The sequence below is a fragment of the Sphingobacterium sp. WOUb80 genome (assembly GCF_050058145.1).
Classification (GTDB): domain Bacteria; phylum Bacteroidota; class Bacteroidia; order Sphingobacteriales; family Sphingobacteriaceae; genus Sphingobacterium.
In genome coordinates this window covers 4,548,710-4,568,381 of sequence record NZ_CP165617.1, presented here as the reverse complement: position 1 = coordinate 4,568,381, position 19,672 = coordinate 4,548,710, and the positions used below count along the sequence as shown (strand labels likewise).

Here is a 19,672-nt window from a genome sequence, read left to right as displayed (position 1 = left end):
TTGATTTAGGCCAAAAGTTCCTGCAGATCTTCCTGAGATAGCGACTTGATAAAGCTTTCTTCTGTGGTAATCAGGCTTTGTGCAATTGATTTCTTTTTATTCTGTAAAGCTAATATCTTTTCTTCGACGGTATCTTTACTGATAAATTTATAGATAAACACATTGCGCGTTTGACCGATGCGATGCGAGCGGTCGACAGCCTGTTGTTCCACTGCAGGATTCCACCACGGATCCAGAATAAAGACATAGTCTGCTTCAATCAGATTGAGTCCCACACCACCTGCTTTTATTGATATGAGGAACAGCTTGGTGTCATTATTTTTACGGAATTGACTGACGGCTTCATCCCGGTTCTTTGTGCCGCCATCCAGGTAGGCATAATTAGTCCCTTTATTATCAAAATACTGACGGAAGATATTGAGCTGCTTTACGAACTGGGAGAAAATCAGTACTTTGTTGCCTCTTCGCATAACCATTTCGAGCGTTTCAATGACCGCTTCGAACTTGCCTGAATCGCCCATGAATTTCTCATCGACCATTTTAGGGTGGTTGGCTAATTGTCGGAGTTTAGTCAATCCCTGTAATAGTGCAATTTGGGTAGATTTTGGCTTGTTATCCAATTGGCCATCTAGGATTGCATTGCGATATTCAGATTTGACTTTTTCGTAAAGTTCGGATTGCTTTTCCGTCATTTCACAGTAGAGCACTTGTTCCGTCTTTGGTGGTAATTCCGTTGCCACCTGATCTTTTGTACGTCTTAATATAAATGGTTTGACAATCGCTTGAAGGCGCTGTGCTTTTTCTTCGTCTTTTTTCTTTTCTATGGGCTGCACAAACTCTTTCTGGAAATAGGTGTAGCTGCCCAGTAGGCCTGGGTTGGTGAAGTGCATCTGTGCCCAAAGGTCCGAAACGGAATTTTCAACGGGGGTTCCGCTTAAGGCTAACTTGTTTTTACTTTTTAAGCTTTTGATCGCTTTAAACGATTTGGATGTCGGATTTTTGATATTCTGGCTTTCATCCAGGATGATGTAATTAAAATAAAAACCACTTAAGGTCTCTTCGTCAATACGGGCAATCCCATAGGTGGTAATGACCAAATCATATTTAGCGAAAAGTGAAGCGTCTTTAATCCGGTTATTACCCGTATGAAGGTGAATATTGAGCTGTGGCGCAAATTGTTGTGCTTCTTTCTGCCAGTTATATACGAGAGATGTTGGCAGGACCAAAAGTGATGTGCGTATATCCTGTTCGTCTTGGAGCTGTTCTTTTTGCTGTTGTAATAGTGCTAATGTCTGTATGGTTTTACCCAATCCCATGTCATCAGCAAGACAGCCACCAAATTTATACTGCTTCAAAAAATTAAACCAATTGTATCCTGCCTTTTGGTATGGGCGAAGATTTCCCTTGAAATGTTTTGGTTCGGGAATATCAGCAATCTCTTCAAAGTTGGCCAGATTCTGTAGTTTTCGTGTAAATACCAACTGTGTATGCTCACTAATTTCAAAGAGCAGGCCGATATGTACTTTATTGAGTTTAAGCTCATGCCGATCTGTAGAAAATTGGAAGAGATGATTGTACTGTGCAAACCATTCTTCCGGAATCATGGCAATTTCGCCATTCGGCAAGGTAAATTCTTTAATGTTATTGAGAATATGGTTACGCAGCTGAATAAATGGAATCTCATAAGGGCCAAATTTTGCGATTGCACTGATATCAAACCAATCATTATCTTCATCAATGGAAATATCCAGGGAGGTGTGCCCTATGAAAAAGCGCTTTTCTTCACTGTTTTGTACAATTTGGAATCCAAGTGTATCAAGCTCTTCCTGATGGTTGTTCATCCAATCAAATACGGAAAGCCGTTTTCCAGTATAGACAGCAGGCGTTAGTAAACCTAACTGGGAGTCAACATCCTGTAATCCCAATTTTTTTAAGCTGTCATGTTGCTGTTCTTCCCATTGCAGGGATCGTTTGACGCGGTGGAAGATATAATGATCATCTTCTTTATTATATTCCATGCGTACGGTAACTTTGTTTTCAGCCCCTGCTGTAAAAGTATGTGGGCCATACTTGAATTGTAGCTGCAATTGCGAAGCTCCATCTTCCACATAGATCAGATGCAGGAGTGGAATTGCCTGATGCTGGTGAGTTTGAATCTCAAATCCCTCCGCATAGACGTGATAGCGCTCAATCAGTCCGCATACAAAGGTCTCGAAATATTTTTTTTCAGTGCTTCTGCCGACAGAAATATAGCGTTTATTTAGGAATGGGCTAAGCTTTTTCCCTTCAAGTACCTGATCGAAATAATAGAGGGTATTGTTTAAAAGTAACCATGCCTGTACATTGGTCAGGACAATCGCATTTTTGAACATAAACTCCAGACGCTGGTTTTCGTATTTGATGGTGGGGAAATAACGTGTTTCTTCTTCGTTCCGCCGGAAGTGAAATAAGATTGATGCTGCAGATGTTGCCAATTTAATTTCCTGATCTGCCGGATATCCATCTTTGCTCATCATGAAAAGCGGTTTATCACCAACAGCCTCAAAAAATTGAATCATTTTTTCATCAATCTTGGGACGAAGAAGCTCATGAAGTTTTTTATCGAAAACTTTGGAAAAGAAATCTACAGGTCTAATCGCTTTTTTATAGTATTTTTTGATGAGATGTGTTTGTTCGATTTCATCAAGCAATCGAATGAGTCTGTAATCTACTTCATCCAATTCAGCAGCGTAGGCATCCACAGTATTGCTAAATATGCGTTGATATCGTAGTGAGTAACTCCCATTGGGATTGAGTTTGACCATGTGTGGCTCAATGAGATAGCCAAGATAGGGGTGCTCACATATAGAATAAACGATTTTATAGACTGGAAATGACTTTGACTGTTGCATTAAAAATAGCGGACCTTATAAATAAAGGTATCTAATATACAATAAAATATACCATTAATCGCAATTTGTGCGTTGAAATTTAAAAAATCGATTTTAAGGGGCTAATTAGCTAAGGTCTAATACTAGTCTTCATTTTGAGGCAGTTCACAGGTATCGTTAAATACCAAAGACAGTAGTTCCCATTTGAAGGCTTGATTCGCTTGGATTGAAGATCGTGGCCGCGATTAGTTTTGTTCGCTATTGGGATGAAAACTTAATAGTTCCCTTCGAAGACAAATTGTGCCGGTCCTTCTAAGAAAACCTCTGTGAAATGATGACCTTTCTTATGGAAGGAGATATAAAGCTGTCCTCCTAATACGCGGATAGGAATATGAATATCACCTTCTAAATTTTGCTGCAAGGCAACGGCCATGGCCGCTGCAGTTGCTCCAGTGCCGCAGGCATAGGTTTCATCTTCAACACCGCGCTCAAATGTGCGGAGGAAATAACCTTCTCCTTCGGCTTCAATGAAATTCACATTGATGCCTTCTTTTCTATAAGTAGTGTTGTTGCGAATGGCGTAGCCATCTTGAAAGACATTTTTATCCACAAGATTTTTAACAAATTCAACATAATGTGGAGAACCCGTTTGTAACAGATAGGCTTCTCCATCACGGGCAAAATCTTGCACATCGATCATTTGGAGATTGACAAGATCTGCCGATAAAGACGCGTAATGTACACCGTCTACTGCCAAAAAGACAGTTTTGTCAGTAATAATACCCAAGTCGCGTGCAAAAGCGACGATGCAACGGCCCCCATTGCCACACATACTACCTTCTCTGCCGTCGGCATTATAATAAATCATCTCAAAATCGTAATTTTCTCTGGTTTGTAGAAGCATTAAACCATCGGCACCAATTCCAAACCGGCGGTCACACAGCTTTTCTACCAATGCTTCATTTGCGCGGTCAAATGAGTTGTCGCGGTTGTCTACTAAAATGAAGTCATTGCCTGCTCCCTGATATTTTGAAAATCTTACTTGTGGTGCCATTACGTTGATTTGTAGTAACAAAAATACGTTTTTTTGTTACAAAAAAACGGAGAAAAGTTAAGATTTGTTAAAATGATTGCATTTGTCTAGTAATTAACATTTTTTAACGTGTCGGATTTTCCGAAGGCCTCGAAATGGTATTACATTTGAACATATCCGAATAAAATCGGTAATTTTAAGAGCAAAAGTTATCAGCTTATATTAAGACATTTTAAAATAAAAATAAGTTTATGAATAAGGTCGGTTTAACGCTATTAACAGCTGTTTTCGGTGGAGCAGTAGCATTAGGAGGTTACAAGCTTATTGAGAATAAGAAGTTTGATGGTATGTCTTTCGAAGACAAACAAAAGGTTTATTTTGCAAACAATCCAACAGGGGTAATGTCGTCGACAGGTAACCCTGATTTTACCCAAGCTGCGGCGGCAGTATCACCGGGTGTAGTACATATTAAGACAACATATAGCCGTAAAGGGTCGCAGCAATCGCAAGGTTCTCCGTTCGATATGTTTGAAGAGTTTTTTGGCATGCCACAGGGTGGCGGACGACGTCAAATGCAGTCGCAACCCGTGCAGGCATCCGGATCAGGTGTAATTATCTCGGATGATGGTTATATTGTAACCAACAACCACGTCGTTGAAGATGCAGACAAAATTGAAGTCGTATTAACAGACAAGCGTACGTTTGAAGCCAAATTGATCGGCCGGGATCCGAATACCGATTTAGCCTTGCTGAAAGTGTCGGGTAAGGGACTTCCTGTTGTCAAATTAGGCAACTCGGATAATGTCAATGTCGGTGAATGGGTATTGGCTTTTGGATATCCGCTTGGACTTCAATCTACAGTTACCGCAGGTATCATTAGTGCTAAAGGTCGTCAGATTGGTATTCTAAGTGAAGGTCAACAACAACGTGGTAATCCATTTGGTGGTGGACAGGATCAAATCCCCGTAAGTTCAGCAATCGAATCATTTATTCAAACAGATGCGGTAATCAACAAAGGGAATAGTGGTGGAGCCTTGACTAACGCTGCAGGAGAATTGATTGGTATTAACTCTGCTATCGCTTCTCCAACAGGAACATATGCCGGTTATGGTTTTGCGATTCCAGTCAATTTGGTGAAAAAGATCGTCGATGATTTTGTTGAATACGGTAATGTAAAACGTGGTTACATAGGTGTCACTTATACTGAAATAACACCTGAACTGGCAAAAGAAAAAGGTTTTACAGATGTGGATGGCCTTTATGTTCAAGATGTTGTAGCTGGTGGTGCTGCAGAGGCTGCAGGTGTCAAAAAAGGAGATATCTTGACTAAGATCAATGGAAAAGTGATTACAGGTTCACCTGTCTTAAGTGAAACGATAGGCCGTGCGCGTCCTGGAGATAAAGTCAATGTCACTTACAAACGTGATGGTAAGGAAAAACAGGTATCCTTGACATTGAAAGGCGAAGAATCTTTGAAATCTGCAAGTACAGGTGGAAAAGCTTCTAAAAGTGCAACGGAGATTTACAATAAATTAGGGGCAAGCTTTATTCCGGCTTCTGCTCAGAAGAAAAAAGAACTGGGTGTAAACTCTGGAGTTGTTGTAACCCAAGTGAATCGTGGTGGTATCTTTGATTACTTTGGTGTAGAGCGTGGATTGGTTATAACTGAGGTTAATGGAAAAGCGGTAAATACAGTAGACGATGTTGAAACTGCGCTTGGCGCAACACAACGTAATATTGTGCGATTGAAAGGTGTATCTCCTCAAGGCGGTGCTGTTCAATTGAGCTTCCCGGTAGAATATTAAGTATTGAATTAAGACTTGGTTGATTAATATAGTTTAGGTGGTTCTAGCCGTAAGGTTAGGCCACCTTTTTTTTCTGAAAGTGTCTGATCTTATTGGCCAGAAAGAACCTTCAGTTTGCTTTCATTGCTGTTGGTGTCTGCGAAGTCATGAAGGTTTTATGGGAAAGCTAGGGTACTTGGTAAGAAGTAGGTCAATTTTAAGCCGCTTGTTTCCTTAATAATTTTAGTTTAGCTATTTTGCGGAATGAAGTGCCGAAACAGCTTCAGTACTTTTTATGCTGAGCCGGTTTGGCCTGAAGATTTATTACACATTTTGCTATTGACAAGCGTGGAAGCCTGATTATGGGAGATAATAGCGTTCTTTGTTTCGTTGGATCGCATAAGAAGTATCACTATTGTTTGATAGTTTTTTAAAATTATAGAGATGAAGATTTTAATGGTTTGTTTGGGCAATATTTGTCGTTCGCCCCTTGCACATGGTATATTGAAACAAAAAGTTGCGGATAATCAATTAAACTGGGTCGTTGAATCGGCTGGTACAGGTGACTGGCATATTGGGGAAGCACCCGACCGTAGGGCTATAGCAATTGCAAAGAAATATGGTGTCGATATTTCTGGTCAGCGCGCACGACATTTCAAGCCGCAATTTTTTGCCGAATATGATCTTATATTTGTGATGGATAGACAAAACTATGAAGATGTATGCGCCCAGGTGATTGATAAGGAAGACCTAAACAAAGTGAAATTGTTTTTAGGAGACGATGTTGTTCCTGATCCGTATTTTGACGATAATTTGTTTGATCCCGTTTTTCAGATGATTGATCAGCGTTGTACAGAGGTTATTGTCAAAGGAGGGAATCCAACGGCATAAGTGTATTTATTTATCTTAGTTTGTTTAAAACAAAAAAATGAAGGCAGCAGAAGTAAACAAGAAGTGGAGTATCTTACAGGGAGAAATTGCTTCTCTATTCGATATGGAAAAGCCTGACATCAAGGTCTGTTTATTCCTTATTGGTGTTCAGGAATTGGGCAAAGGTGCCCAAAAATTCTCAAAACGGGAAAAGGAAGAATTGATGCATATTGCGACCTGTCGTCTTTTCAGCGCGATGGGATTTTATAACCTCAAAGGACTTGATGAAGAAGGTTGGCCACATTGGGAATTGGTAAAACCTATTCCCAACTATACACTCTTAGAACAAGAATTGATCATGAAGTCTTTGATCATAGATTATTTTGAAGAATTAAACGTTATCTAGGGAATCAAACAATTCAGGAAACGTGTGCATTCAATACAACATATAATTATTAACAGATGAAATTTTTAAAGGCTAGTTTAGTAGCAGTATTTTGTTTTTTGCAGGTATTGGCATTTGCCGCCAAACCCGAGTTTAAATATGTACAGATCGTTACTGACAAGGGCACCTGTGTGCTGCGGTTGTATAATGAGACGCCAAAACATCGGGATAACTTTGTCAAATTGGCACAAAGTAAATACTACGACGGAACCTTGTTCCATCGCGTCATCCAGAATTTTATGATTCAGGGTGGTGATCCTGATTCAAGAAATGCCGTTGGCGGTGCTCAATTGGGTAATGGAGGACCAGGGTATACAATTCCTGCAGAGATTCAGGATGGTTTATACCACAAAAAAGGTACTATCGGAGCGGCCCGAGATAATAATCCGGCAAAGGCTTCTTCGGGTTCTCAGTTTTATCTTGTTCAGGGAAAAGTATTCACCCCTGAAGACCTCGATCGTTTGGAGCAAACACGAATGAATGGTAAGAAATTTTCGGAAGCACAGCGTCAGGCTTACACGACTGTTGGTGGCGCGCCTCATTTGGATTGGAATTATACCGTATTTGGCGAGTTGGTCAAAGGAGTGGATGTTATCGATCAGATTGCCGCTGTAAAAACAGATAAACATGATAGGCCGGAAGTCGATCAAAAGATGAGCATGCACGTGTTGACGAGACGAGAAGCATTAAACTTGGAACGAGAACTAAAAGGACTAAAACCTCAAACGGGTTTCTTTTCTAAAATCGGTGATCTGTTCTCTTCTAAGGATTATTAATGTTGTTATGATTCGCAAAATCAAGAATTGAAGAGTTTTCCGTTTTTATTATCTAGTATCACAATATTCAAAAAATGAAAATAGTAACCTATAATGTGAATGGTTTACGTGCAGCCTTAAAGAAGGATTGGCTGGGCTGGTTAAAAACTGTAAATGCAGATGTCATCTGTCTGCAGGAGATTAAAGCTACACCTGATCAGATTCCCGAAATAGCCTTGTTGGAGGAAATGGGTTATGAACATTACTGGTATCCGGCTCAAAAGAAGGGCTATAGCGGTGTTGCTTTGTTTACCAAGATGACGCCTAAGCATGTTGAGTATGGCTGTGGCCATGAGGATTATGATTTTGAAGGACGTATCATACGTGCTGATTTTGATCAGGTTTCGGTCATGAGTACTTATTTTCCTTCCGGCACAACCGGCGATGTGAGACAGGATTTTAAATACCGTTTTCTGGAGGATTTCCAGTTATATAGCGATAAACTTTTGGTCGAAAAGCCGAATTTGGTCGTTTGCGGTGACTATAATATCTGTCATCGTGCCATTGATATTCATAATCCAAAATCAAATGCAAACTCTTCGGGATTTCTTCCGGAAGAGCGCGAATGGATGGAGAATTTTATTAATTCGGGTTATATCGACTCTTTTCGTCATTTAAATCCCGATCCGCACCATTATAGCTGGTGGAGTTACCGTGCTGGAGCACGTGCGAAAAACCTGGGTTGGCGTATTGATTATAATATGGTTTCAAAACCTTTGGCAGAACAAATCAAATCTTCGAGTATAATTCCGGATGCTGTCCATTCCGATCATTGTCCTGTATTACTGGAGCTTGCTCTCTAATTAGATCGCATTCCATAAAAAAAGGCTTTCATCTGTTGAAAGCCTTTTTTTATGGTGAAGCGCAAAAGCGCATTATTAACTAACTATCTCCCCTGGCTATGGATAATGGAAAGCTGCTGGGCAACTTTCTCTGCAATCGTTAAAAATGATTTCGTTACAGGATCTTCGGTATCTATGGCAACTGGGAAACCATTATCTCCGGCATCAGAAATGCCTTTTAGCAAAGGGATTTCACCGAGGAAAGGAACTTTATATTCTTCTGCCAAACGTTTCCCCCCATCCTTGCCAAAAATATAATATTTATTCTCTGGCAATTCTGCTGGTGTAAAATAGGCCATGTTTTCCACGACGCCCAATAATGGAATATTGATGCTATCCATTAAGAACATTCCAATTCCTTTGACAGCGTCAGCCAGGGCAACGTGCTGTGGAGTTGTGACAATGACAGCTCCTGCAATAGGGAATGTTTGTGATACGGTGATATGGATGTCACCGGTGCCTGGAGGCATATCAACGACCAAATAATCCAGTTCACCCCAATGTGCATCGTTAAAAAGCTGCTTGATTGCTGATGTAGTCATTGGACCACGCCATGGAATAGGCTGGTTTGGATCGGTGAAAAATCCTATTGAAAGTAATTTCAATCCAAATTTTTCAAGTGGTTCTATTTTAACCTGGCCGTCCGGCATTTCTACTGAACCTGGTTTAGCGCCCTCCAATCCAAACATAATCGGAAGCGATGGTCCATAGATGTCTGCATCTAAAAGTCCTGTTTTAGCACCTTTAGCATGGAGAGCAAGAGCAAGATTGGCTGCAACAGTAGATTTACCAACTCCACCTTTGCCTGAAGATACCAAAATGATGTTTTTAATACCCGATACTTGTGCGCCTTGTTTTCCGATCACATTGGAAGTCATATTGATCTGGACTTCGAGATTTTTATCGATGAAATGCGCTATGGCATTTCGACAGGCATGCTCAATATGATCCTTAAGTGGACAAGCTGGAGTCGTTAAAATGACATCGAAAGAAATTTTTTGGCCTTCGATCTCGATATTTTGAATCATATTCAATGTTACAAGATCCTTTTTCAAATCAGGCTCTTCAACATAGGATAATGCATTTAATATTTGTTCTTTGGTAACCATCTATTATTCATTTGTAATCATGGATTACAAAACTACTCATTGCAGATCAATTTCATGTCATTTCTTTGTTTTTAATGGGATTAAGAATGTTGTATTACATGCCCACTCCTTAGGTAAGAGAAACGATCTGCCACATGAAGGGGTAATTGACACAGCAGTGTTTTCAGAAGATCATCTGAATAATTTTATACTCCCGTAGATAGGGATAAAGGCCATTATGGTTTCAGTTAATTATAATTGTATATGCAGTCAAATTTATCTAAGTTTGACTGTTGATATGCACGAATTTGCATTAAGTAATAATTATGTCCAATCGATTTATAACATCTTTTAAGTCCCGCAAGTGGCGATGGCTTTATATTGCTCTAGCTGCTATTCTGGTTTTGGCTATTGCAGTTGGTACCTATGCTTATCAGAAAAGAGATGCCATGCTCATGGGAGCAATCAACAAAGCGAAAGCAAAGTTGCTTGAAAAGTATGATATGGAGTTGAAGATCCAATATTATGCCTTCCAGGGAATTAATGCCGTGCAATTTAAAAATATACAATTATTACCTAAACATCGGGAACAATTGGCACAAATCAATGATTTGACAGTGTCTGTAAAATTGTGGCCTTTGTTATTTGGAGATGTGAAGTTAGGACAGGTTATTTTGGACAATGGGGCAGTTTCTCTTGTTAAAAAAGATTCGATCAGTAACTACGATTTCTTATTCAAGAAGCAGAAAAAAGATACGGTAGAAAATGATAACCCAAAACAGAATCTAGCCGCTCTGGCAGATCGACTATTGAAAAATGTATTTTTTAAGGTTCCAAATGATCTTGATCTCAAAAATCTTGAGCTTTCTTATCGCGATGACAGTACTTCACAGCGCATTGTTATTCCTTCCGCTGTGATCGACGGTGGAGATATGGAAACCAAGTTCTTGTTAAATGACCATGAGGCGGCCTGGAATCTGACTGGAACAATAGATTCGGATAATCAAGAATGTGACCTTCGCCTTTTTTCTGATAAAAAGGAGGTCAATCTTCCCTTGTTGCAACGCAAATTTGGTCTTGCAGTCAGTTTTGATGAAATATCATTCCGCTTGGACAAAGCTCACAGAAGGAATAAGGAATTACTGGAATTGCATGGGCAATGGGGCTTTAAAAATTTGAAATTAAATCACTGGCGTATTTCTAGTAAAGATGTCATCTTTCCTGAGGCCGTCATGCAAGGGGCACTGAATATTGGGGCATCATCGATTGAAGTGAGTAAAGAAAGTACCGTTCAGGTCAAAGATTTTGTGTTTTCTCCTTATCTCAAATATGTGCACAAGCCGGAAAAAGAGCTCTTCCTCGCAATTCATACAGACAAGATCGAGGCACAGCACTTTTTTGATGCCATGCCAGTTGGATTATTTCCAGGCTTAAACGGTATTCAAGTAGAGGGGCATATTCAATATGATCTAAACTTTGCTCTCGAATTAAAAAAGCCCGAAAAGCTTCTTTTCTCTTCCAAAATGGATGATAAGGATTTAAAAGTCGTTAAATGGGGCGAGGCTGATATTGCGATGCTAAATACACCTTTCACGTATACGGCTTATGAAGATGGTAAGCCGATGCGGGAAATTGTCGTTGGACCTCAAAATCCTAATTTTACATCGCTAGATCAAATATCCCGTTATATGCAGATTAGTTTGATCAATACTGAAGATCCATTTTTCTTTAAGCACAAGGGTTTTGAGGAGAAGGCTTTTAAGCTCTCCATTGCTACAAATATCAAGGAAAAAGGATTTAAGCGCGGGGCGAGTACGATATCAATGCAACTGGTAAAAAATGTGTTTCTAAATCGGAATAAGACCGTTGTGCGGAAGCTGGAAGAAATTTTGCTGGTATGGCTCATGGAACGCTCACAGCAAGTTAGCAAAAAACGCATGTATGAGGTCTATTTGAATGTCATCGAATGGGGAAATAATGTGTATGGTATTACCGAAGCAGCACGCTATTATTTTGGGAAAACACCGGCACAGCTAGGGCTTGGTGAAAGTATATTTTTGTCTAGTATTGTTCCGCGACCTAAAAAGGGTCTGAACTTTTTTGACTGGACAGGGCATCTGAAAGGGAATATGTTGCGCTATTTTAATACCTATGGTCATATTATGACCAAAACAGGGCAGATTAGCGTGGATTCAACAACTTCAAATTATGGTTTTTATGAGGTTGTTCTGCAGCCGCATCTGCGTGCAGCTAGACCGGCCGTGGTGGATTCTGTTGATGTATTTGATATGGGAGACGATCCATTGTTGTTCGATCAGCTCGATAGCAATTCTCCTACAGATAATCTCGAGAGTGTATCTGTTCCCAAGAAATTAAAAAAGATGGATCTTACGGAAAAGAAAGATGAGGAAGCTGTTGAACAGGAGAAACCAAAGCGATCGCTGTTTGACAAGATCTTGGGACGTAAAAAGGAAGAAAAAGAAAATGACGCACACAAGTAGTGTCTGTAACGAAAGAACAATATTAGGATGAAAAAGATAGAAATTGACGGATTGCTTTTCGAACCTTTATTTGAAGAGGAACAAATTCAGAAACGTGTTCGCCTGATGGGGATTGATATAAGCCTGCGTTATGAACACAAGCAACCTGTGTTTATAGGCGTTTTGAATGGATGCTTTATGTTTATGGCAGATTTGCTTAAGCAAATTGAAGTTCCTTGTGAAATGTCATTTATTAAGCTGGCTTCTTATATCGGAACAGGCCAATCTGAACTGAACGAGCTTTTGGGGCTCGGTATCGATCTGGAGGGGCGCGATGTGATTATTGTGGAAGATATTGTTGATTCCGGGCATTCACTTAAGCATACCTTAGATGCTGTGAAAAAATTAAATCCAGCTAGTGTTATAGCCTGTGCACTTTTGGTGAAACCGGAGGCGCTGCAGTATCATTTCGAGGAATTGACCTATGTTGGTTTTGAAATAAGTAAAGAATTTGTGGTTGGGTATGGGATGGACTTTAACGGTCTTTGTCGAAATCTTCCTGATATCTATAAAAATATACCGGTTTAAAAATTCCGCCTACTCTCGGGCTTGTGAAGGAGAGCAATTTCCACGATGTTCTTGTTGTCCTGCGCTGTGGATCTATCACAGCGCAGGACAGTTGAATACTGGTTTCAGATGTTATGATATCTGCTCGTATTTAAAAGAGCAGGTTTCAATATGATCATTGACCATGCCAACGGCTTGCATATAGGCATAACAAATGGTAGATCCAAAAAACTTGAACCCTTTTTTCTTCATGTCCTTTGCTATTTTGTCTGAAATCTCCGTAGTAGCAGGTACATGCTGCAAACTTGGCCAATGGTTTACGATGGGCTGCTGTTCAGGTAGGAAGCTATATAGGTAGTTATAAAAACTGCCATATTCAACCTGGATTTTTTTGAAAAGCTGTGCGTTGGCAATAGTTGATTCAATTTTATTGCGATGTTTGATAATACCGGATTCCTTGAGTAACTGTTCGACAGTTTCGTTGCTGTACGCCGCTACCTCATCGACATCAAAGTTAGCGAAAGCTTCCTGGTAGGCGTTTCTACGACGGAGGATAGTAATCCAGCTCAAGCCCGCCTGAGCAGATTCCAGTACTAAAAACTCGAATAAGGTTCTGTCGTCTCTGACTGGCCGCCCCCATTCTTTATCGTGATAGGCAACGTATTGCTCGTCAGATCCGCACCATTGGCAACGTGTAATCTCTTTGTACATGTTCTATGAAGATTTTTTGGACGCAATATAACTTTTTATCCTAACTTTACGACCACAATTAAAGAGTTTCGAATGTAGACGGTCGTTGAGCATCTCATTGCCGTTAAGAGACAATTCATTTTAATGAGCGTAACAATCTTCAAATATCATATTCTATTTGTATTATTTCTGCTGTTTTCAATATCGGGATTGAAAGCACAGCGGCGGGCGCAGCGAGCTGTTATTCAAAGCAGCACAGTTGCGGCTGATAGTCTAAATGCTGTAAAAGATTCCGTTATTTCACCCAGCCAGAAAGTTTTGGAATCCTTGAATCCAGCACTACAAAATCAATATCGAATTGTAACCGTGGAAGAGAAAGGACTAATGGTTCATAACATTGATAATTTTGATGTACGGCAGTATTTTCAGGGGGAATTGAGGTACAGCAATTTGGATCGGCAATATGGAACGCTCAAGGTTCATCGTGAAAACTGGATCCTATTTACGGTTCTCGCATTAATTTTGGGGGTTGGGATGATTCGGGTATTTTTTCCTTCAGATATTAAATTGGTCTTTCAGGGGTATTGGGATGATCGTGTTTTATTGTCTGTGAGTAAGGAGGATACGATCTTGACATCTTGGCCATTTATATTTCTATTTATATTATTTTCGGGAGCGATAGGCTTATTTGTAAGTCTATTTTATGCGTATGAATTGAATAGATTCGATTTTATTACTTTCCCTAATTATATGAAGACTGTAGGAATGGTTGGTGGTTTGTTCGCGTTAAAAATCGGATTTATCAGATTCTTATCCTTTGTTTTTGAAATTAGAAAGTTAGTAAAAGAATATGTGACGGTGTTGTATCTGATCTATTTCAACACACTTTTTTTAATGCTTCCTGTGTTATTAATTTTGAGCCTTGTTCCCTTGACATCGGTCGGTGTTGTGTTGCATTTGGCCATTGTTGGAGCCGGTTTGCTCTTTTTCTATCGGTTTCTTAAGACAGCGGCTCATATTATGTCCATGTATAAATTTTCAATTTCCTATTTAATTTTGTACCTTTGTTGCCTAGAAATAGCACCAATATTAATACTGTTAAGATTATTGAGCTAAAACTGGTTAATATGCAAACTTCAGACGTAGAAAGAGCAAAGAAGGTAAAAAGTGTACTGGTGACTTTACCAAAGCCTGAAAACGATAAGTCCCCTTATTATGATTTAGCAAAGAAATACGGGTTAAAATTAGACTTTCGAGGTTTTATACACGTAGAAGGAGTTCCTGCCAAAGATGTGCGTAGGGATAAGGTTAATTTAGCAGATTATTCTGCGGTAATATTTACAAGCAGAAATGCTGTAGATCATTATTTTAGAATTTGTGAAGAGATGCGATTTGAAGTATCTGCAGAAATGAAATATTTCTGTATTTCAGAAACAATTGCCCTCTATCTTCAAAAGTATATTCAATATAGGAAACGGAAAATTTTCTTTGGTAAACAGACCGCAAAAGATCTTGAGGAGGTGTTGAAAAAACACAAAGGAGAGAATTTTTTATTCCCATGCTCGGATGTTGCTAATGAGGAAACAAGTAATTGGTTACAGCAAAATGGCTATAAGTTTACGCCGGCTGTTCTTTTTAGAACTGTTGTAAGTGATTTGACTGATCTGAAGGATGTTTTCTACGATGTTATCGTGTTCTTTAGTCCTTCCAGTGTGCAGTCTTTATATGATAACTTTCCGGACTTTAAACAGAACAATACCAGGATTGCTGCATTTGGTGCATCAACCCAGCAGGCACTTTTAGACCATGGATTGATTTTAGATATTCCAGCTCCGACACCAAAAGCGCCTAGTATGACAATGGCTGTTGAAGAATATATCAAAAAAGTAAATAAGTAATAGCCTAGCATAAGGTAAATAACAAAAAGAGGGTTTTTTAAGACCCTTTTTTTGTTATTTAATAAGTTGGAAGTCCGGAAGGCTCTATGCACTTTTCCGTTGGTGTTGTTGCAGACTTTACCTTTCCGTATTGGATCGACACGATTGCTGTCTTTTGGCCAGATTTGACAGTTTACCCGCTGATATGCTTCTATTTATAGGCTACAAGGGGTTAGAAAAGAGGCGGCCTATTTGTGTTCAGTAGGGTACAAAAATGACTTCGGGAGAGATCAATCGTGTTAAAATGTAATAAAAGTGACGTAGGTCATTGAGATTTTAAGTATATTTCTATTAAATTGCTTGGGGTAATTTATTCCAATTAAAAATAAGGTCTAGGCCGTATTTTTAAAATTTGATAGAAATATTTTTTTTATGTTTGTAATTAAGCAAAATTAGTCAGTCGTGAAGTTAAAGCAAGTTGATAAAATTTCGGGCATTCGATCAGAGGACTTCTTAAAAAATTATCTGAAACCAGGTTTTCCTGTCATTATATCAGATTTTATCAGTGCAGAAAGTCCAGCGTGGAAGAAATGGAGTTATGATTACTTTAAGGAAATTGCAGGAGATATAAAAATAGATGTCTACGGAAAAGAGGAGGAGTCAATGGACCGTGCTGCCAGTGCCCCTGTTGGCCATATGACATTTGCAGAATACTTGGATCTGATTACAAAAGAACCTACTGAATTGCGGTTGTTTTTGTTCAATCTGCTCAAAATACGTCCTGAACTGAAACACGATGTTATTTATAACGATGTGACAGGAGGCAAGGTCTTGCAATGGTTGCCATTTATGTTTTTTGGTGGAGAGGGTTCAAGTACCCGTAATCATTTTGATATTGACATGTCACACGTGTTTATTTCTCAGTTCCAGGGATTAAAACGTATCTGGCTTTTTCCGAATGATCAATCTGATTTGATGTATAAATTGCCGTACAACTTTCATAGTATTGCCAATCCAAAATATAGCAGCGAAGAGGAGTATCCTGGTATTAAGTACCTGGACGGCTACGAAGCGGTAATCCATCCTGGAGAGACCTTATACATGCCAGCAGGATGGTGGCATTATATTCAATATGAAACGGAGGGCTACTCGATTTCTGTTAGGGCTTTAGCAAATTCGATCAGTGAGAAATTGAAAGGCGCGCGTAATCTGTTTATCACAAGGCATTTTGATAATACGATGCGAAAGATCTTTAAAGACCATTGGTTCCACTATAAAATTAACACAGCAAAACGTCGAGCCAATAATGCAATTAAAAGAAACAAACGTTAATATAGAAAGGGGACTTTAAAATGTCCCCTTTTGTTTTTAAGTATATTTTATATAAAGGATTTAGTTTGATCTCTCCTTAGAGCCTTTGCTGTATTCATTCTTCTGCATCAGCCCATTTACTGGCTTCCCGATAGAATAGGGTATAAGGGTCGCTTGGGTAAACTACCGTGTCCGGATTATGTCGAAATGGAATATCTGGGTTGAAGATTTCCTGAAGAATATCTCGCAAGAATCTGACAAAATTCTCTTTCTGGAAAGCAAGGAATTCATCGGTCATTATTCCCTCTTTACCACTGAATAATGTCCCTTCTTCCCGCATTTTGCGCGCGACATAGAGATGAGGCTCAAGTTGTTTTCTTCCTGTTTTCTGTTCGAATACATAGGCATAGAATAGCGTTTGGACCATCGCTTTATTTTCGGTATTTGGAGCAAATACCTGATCGATTTCTTTAAATATGATCGAATCCCCTCCTGTTTTGTAATCGACAATTCTACTGATGATGCGGTCGTCGTGTGTTATGACCTCGTCTACACGGTCGATGATGCCGTATAGCGAGACTTGTCGTTCCTCTCCATTGATTTGAAGGGGGAAAGGCAATATATAGTCGTTATCATTCTCGAGTTCGATAATCCGAAATGCTTTGTAGTTGTTGATGTCATATTCGAGATACATCTTGACATATTCGCAGGCAATCTTCAGCATGATCCGCTGCAAACTGTTTAAATCATTTGCCGCCTTTAATTCGACCTGATATTGAATGCCGATTTCACGAATGACATGTGCCTCTATCTTGTCGATCTGCCCTTGCAGGATACTCGTCGGTGTAAAGTCCTGTTGCCCCTTGAATGGCAGAAATATGCGCTCCATTACATTATGAATGACTGTTCCCAGCTTATTCATCTCAAATTCCTGGGAGATCGAAGGTGGTTCTTTGATGTTGGCGATATGTTTCAGGAAAAACTGCAAAGGAGATTGTAGGTATGTCGTAAGTGCTGTTGCCGATATCTTTTTCTGGTTAACGATAAAGTCCTGATACATCTTTTCCCAGACTTCGCCACGTTTCTCGATAATAATTTCTTGAGCTTTATCTGCAAATTGGATGGTCTGCTGCTGAATTCTTCTGTCAAATTTAAAATTGCTTTCAAATTCCAACTGTTTGATAAAGCGACTTTCTTCACCCGTTGAGCTCTCGTCAACCAAGCCATTGTAGAAAATATGTATTCCTTCACTGTATTGAAAATGGCGATAAAATAAATAGGCTGAAAGGGCATCTTGATTCTCCAATATAGGGAGTCCATAAGCACTTCTTAGACTATTGGGTATAAAGGTAGGTGAGTTGGAAGTCTTGGGAAGAATGCCTTCGTTTGCTCCTAGGATATAGACATTGTCAAAATTTAAACAACGACTTTCCAAGAGACCCATTATTTGGATGCCTTCGAGCGGATCACCTTCTATGGCCGAATTTATTGGAGCAATGGCTTTTTTAATCAAGCCGATCTGAAAGCTGATGCTTAAAGGAGCTACGGTTTCAAAACCTAAAAGTAGCTGGTTTAGCGTTTTCTTTGTCTCGATCAGGAGGTTGTTGTCAATTTGGCGGATTCGCTCCTGGGAAGAAATGCCATGTAAAAGATCATCAACGAGTAGGATGAGCGATGGTATCAAATAGGCAGAATTTTCAATTGGAACAAAAAATTGGGGCAAAGCGCTCTCGAAATGAAGTTCTTCCAAAGCGATCTCAAATAACTGTTTGTCGGCGATTTCCCGTTGAATCTGCAGCTTATCTGCCAATGGAACCATTGTCAGCGGATGATTGATGAAAGTCTCGATAACCTGATAGGAGATCTTTCGCCGTTTGAACTGTGATATTTCCAAATGCACCTCCATCCATAAGTCCAGTATGCCATAAATTGGAGATTGCGTCAGTGGATAACCCGTCGTGATATTGGGTTTTACGTCCGGCAGGCTTTGCAGCAAAGGTACAAGCAGGTTTTCATCGGCCAGCAGGATAGCGGAAGTCTGTTCCGTGTTGTTGTGCTGTTCGAGGATATCATACAGCAATTTTGTCTGGCTTATTTTCCCCGTACTCGCATATAGATTGACGGTGGATTTTCTATTTCCAATAATATTGGGGCTATCACCCAGTGCATTGACCAAGCCTGTCTGAAAGATGTTGCGACGAATAAAGAGGCCTGCTTCCTGCATGTTGTCTTCTAGGTAATAAGCGTCTGCATCGAAGTAGAATAATGCGCGACCCTGATCCTGCCATTGTCTGAATAACTTCGCTTCGGCCTTATTCAACGCATTAAACCCGACAAACAGGATGTGCTGAAAAGAAGATGCAAATTGCTGATTTGTAGCCTTGCCTTCAACCAGGTCGCGGTAAATTGTTGGATAATTGGTTTGCCCCTCTGCTTTAAGTTTTTCTTTGAAACGATCGTATAGAAAGGGCAATCTTTTCCAGAGCTGCAGAAAGCGTTCTTGGACCCCACTATGCCCAGCAATAGAAAAGGACTGCCAAAACTGACGGATAAATCCTTGCTGTTCTTGCGTGAGATGTTGAAAAGCAATATCAATTTTGGTATTGTCATAAAGTTCTAAATAGATCTGCTCGATGGGGACGAGATCATAATCCAGCTGGCCAAAGTCGCTCAATATAATTTCTGCAATTGGATAAAATTCTTCCAATGTTTCCGGCTGTTTGCCTTCTGCGATCAATAGCTCATTATGAATATTAAAAAGATGGAAAAATTGTGCTAGAGGACTTGCTTCAGTATCGTCGGTCGAAAGTCTAAAAAATTCCTGAATTGTAAAAAACTGAGGTGACCAGATCGCCTGTCCATACACTTCGGAAAGATGTTTTTTGAGGTAGGTAATCGGCCGTTTATTATTAAACACGATGGCAATCTCACTCAGATCGTTCCCAAAACGTTTTTGAATGTCTGCTGCTACTAATTTTAGAAAGGCTGTCTGCATCGTGC

Annotated in this window: 15 protein-coding genes; 10 read left to right on the top strand and 5 right to left on the bottom strand. The window is 39.7% G+C overall.

All coding sequences use genetic code 11. The features are described 5' to 3' along the window. Window positions 1-5: 5 nt before the first annotated feature. Both AB1Z56_RS18960 and dapF read right to left on the bottom strand, forming a co-directional pair. Window positions 6-2,891 carry a DEAD/DEAH box helicase gene (locus AB1Z56_RS18960; RefSeq protein ID WP_426789865.1) on the bottom strand — a complete coding sequence of 962 codons (2,886 nt, stop codon included), beginning with the start codon at window positions 2,889-2,891 and terminating at the stop codon, window positions 6-8. A 253-nt stretch (window positions 2,892-3,144) separates the two neighbouring features. After that, the gene (dapF, locus tag AB1Z56_RS18955; protein ID WP_426789864.1) at window positions 3,145-3,924 is read right to left on the bottom strand and encodes a diaminopimelate epimerase; all 780 of its coding nucleotides are present in this window, start codon (window positions 3,922-3,924) and stop codon (window positions 3,145-3,147) included. A gap of 230 nt (window positions 3,925-4,154) precedes the next feature. On the opposite strand from dapF, the gene AB1Z56_RS18950 reads away from it, so the two are divergent. From AB1Z56_RS18950 to AB1Z56_RS18930, 5 genes are all read left to right on the top strand, one after another. Continuing rightward, the gene (locus AB1Z56_RS18950; RefSeq protein WP_309365583.1) at window positions 4,155-5,708 is read left to right on the top strand and encodes a Do family serine endopeptidase; all 1,554 of its coding nucleotides are present in this window, start codon (window positions 4,155-4,157) and stop codon (window positions 5,706-5,708) included. A 423-nt stretch (window positions 5,709-6,131) separates the two neighbouring features. Continuing rightward, window positions 6,132-6,578, top strand: a complete 447-nt coding sequence (locus tag AB1Z56_RS18945) for a low molecular weight protein-tyrosine-phosphatase (protein ID WP_309365585.1) — start codon at window positions 6,132-6,134, stop codon at window positions 6,576-6,578. A gap of 37 nt (window positions 6,579-6,615) precedes the next feature. Beyond that, window positions 6,616-6,963: a hypothetical protein gene (locus tag AB1Z56_RS18940; RefSeq protein WP_293900934.1), complete on the top strand. Its 348-nt coding sequence runs from the start codon at window positions 6,616-6,618 to the stop codon at window positions 6,961-6,963. Window positions 6,964-7,019: 56 nt separating this feature from the next. Further along, a complete protein-coding gene (locus tag AB1Z56_RS18935) occupies window positions 7,020-7,778 on the top strand; it encodes a peptidylprolyl isomerase (RefSeq protein WP_309365588.1) in 759 nt (252 codons plus the stop codon). A 74-nt stretch (window positions 7,779-7,852) separates the two neighbouring features. After that, window positions 7,853-8,620 carry an exodeoxyribonuclease III gene (locus AB1Z56_RS18930; protein WP_309365590.1) on the top strand — a complete coding sequence of 256 codons (768 nt, stop codon included), beginning with the start codon at window positions 7,853-7,855 and terminating at the stop codon, window positions 8,618-8,620. Window positions 8,621-8,703: 83 nt separating this feature from the next. Here the strand turns inward: AB1Z56_RS18930 and AB1Z56_RS18925 are convergent, their stop codons facing one another. Then, window positions 8,704-9,768 (bottom strand): Mrp/NBP35 family ATP-binding protein, encoded by a 1,065-nt coding sequence (locus tag AB1Z56_RS18925; protein WP_309365592.1) that lies wholly within the window; start codon window positions 9,766-9,768, stop codon window positions 8,704-8,706. 305 nt (window positions 9,769-10,073) lie between these two features. Between AB1Z56_RS18925 and AB1Z56_RS18920 the strand changes: the two genes are divergently transcribed. Together AB1Z56_RS18920 and hpt are read left to right on the top strand one after the other, a co-directional pair. Beyond that, window positions 10,074-12,248 carry a transglycosylase domain-containing protein gene (locus tag AB1Z56_RS18920; RefSeq protein WP_426789863.1) on the top strand — a complete coding sequence of 725 codons (2,175 nt, stop codon included), beginning with the start codon at window positions 10,074-10,076 and terminating at the stop codon, window positions 12,246-12,248. A 27-nt stretch (window positions 12,249-12,275) separates the two neighbouring features. Then, the gene (gene hpt / locus AB1Z56_RS18915; RefSeq protein ID WP_309365596.1) at window positions 12,276-12,815 is read left to right on the top strand and encodes a hypoxanthine phosphoribosyltransferase; all 540 of its coding nucleotides are present in this window, start codon (window positions 12,276-12,278) and stop codon (window positions 12,813-12,815) included. Between the two features lie 111 nt (window positions 12,816-12,926). Here the strand turns inward: hpt and AB1Z56_RS18910 are convergent, their stop codons facing one another. Beyond that, entirely contained in the window at window positions 12,927-13,505 is a 579-nt protein-coding gene (locus tag AB1Z56_RS18910; protein ID WP_309365598.1) for a DNA-3-methyladenine glycosylase I, read from the bottom strand. A 123-nt stretch (window positions 13,506-13,628) separates the two neighbouring features. Between AB1Z56_RS18910 and AB1Z56_RS18905 the strand changes: the two genes are divergently transcribed. The 3 genes from AB1Z56_RS18905 to AB1Z56_RS18895 all read left to right on the top strand — a co-directional run bounded on the left by AB1Z56_RS18905 (window position 13,629) and on the right by AB1Z56_RS18895 (window position 16,693). Beyond that, entirely contained in the window at window positions 13,629-14,600 is a 972-nt protein-coding gene (locus tag AB1Z56_RS18905; RefSeq protein ID WP_309365600.1) for a DUF4271 domain-containing protein, read from the top strand. Between the two features lie 11 nt (window positions 14,601-14,611). Continuing rightward, on the top strand, window positions 14,612-15,382 hold the full coding sequence (locus tag AB1Z56_RS18900) for a uroporphyrinogen-III synthase (RefSeq protein WP_075994453.1): 771 nt from the start codon (window positions 14,612-14,614) through the stop codon (window positions 15,380-15,382). A gap of 441 nt (window positions 15,383-15,823) precedes the next feature. Beyond that, the gene (locus AB1Z56_RS18895) at window positions 15,824-16,693 is read left to right on the top strand and encodes a cupin-like domain-containing protein (RefSeq protein WP_293900965.1); all 870 of its coding nucleotides are present in this window, start codon (window positions 15,824-15,826) and stop codon (window positions 16,691-16,693) included. 94 nt (window positions 16,694-16,787) lie between these two features. Here the strand turns inward: AB1Z56_RS18895 and AB1Z56_RS18890 are convergent, their stop codons facing one another. After that, a complete protein-coding gene (locus AB1Z56_RS18890; RefSeq protein WP_309365602.1) occupies window positions 16,788-19,667 on the bottom strand; it encodes a PD-(D/E)XK nuclease family protein in 2,880 nt (959 codons plus the stop codon). Window positions 19,668-19,672 lie beyond the last annotated feature (5 nt).

Coding starts and splice junctions, on each gene's coding strand:
- AB1Z56_RS18950 (WP_309365583.1), top strand. CDS start 4,155: ATGAATAAGGTCGGTTTAACGCTATTAACAGCTGTTTTCGGTGGAGCA.
- AB1Z56_RS18940 (WP_293900934.1), top strand. CDS start 6,616: ATGAAGGCAGCAGAAGTAAACAAGAAGTGGAGTATCTTACAGGGAGAA.
- AB1Z56_RS18935 (WP_309365588.1), top strand. CDS start 7,020: ATGAAATTTTTAAAGGCTAGTTTAGTAGCAGTATTTTGTTTTTTGCAG.
- AB1Z56_RS18900 (WP_075994453.1), top strand. CDS start 14,612: ATGCAAACTTCAGACGTAGAAAGAGCAAAGAAGGTAAAAAGTGTACTG.
- AB1Z56_RS18960 (WP_426789865.1), bottom strand. CDS start 2,891: ATGCAACAGTCAAAGTCATTTCCAGTCTATAAAATCGTTTATTCTATA.
- AB1Z56_RS18905 (WP_309365600.1), top strand. CDS start 13,629: ATGAGCGTAACAATCTTCAAATATCATATTCTATTTGTATTATTTCTG.
- AB1Z56_RS18930 (WP_309365590.1), top strand. CDS start 7,853: ATGAAAATAGTAACCTATAATGTGAATGGTTTACGTGCAGCCTTAAAG.
- AB1Z56_RS18925 (WP_309365592.1), bottom strand. CDS start 9,768: ATGGTTACCAAAGAACAAATATTAAATGCATTATCCTATGTTGAAGAG.
- AB1Z56_RS18890 (WP_309365602.1), bottom strand. CDS start 19,667: ATGCAGACAGCCTTTCTAAAATTAGTAGCAGCAGACATTCAAAAACGT.
- AB1Z56_RS18945 (WP_309365585.1), top strand. CDS start 6,132: ATGAAGATTTTAATGGTTTGTTTGGGCAATATTTGTCGTTCGCCCCTT.
- AB1Z56_RS18920 (WP_426789863.1), top strand. CDS start 10,074: ATGTCCAATCGATTTATAACATCTTTTAAGTCCCGCAAGTGGCGATGG.
- hpt (WP_309365596.1), top strand. CDS start 12,276: ATGAAAAAGATAGAAATTGACGGATTGCTTTTCGAACCTTTATTTGAA.
- dapF (WP_426789864.1), bottom strand. CDS start 3,924: ATGGCACCACAAGTAAGATTTTCAAAATATCAGGGAGCAGGCAATGAC.
- AB1Z56_RS18910 (WP_309365598.1), bottom strand. CDS start 13,505: ATGTACAAAGAGATTACACGTTGCCAATGGTGCGGATCTGACGAGCAA.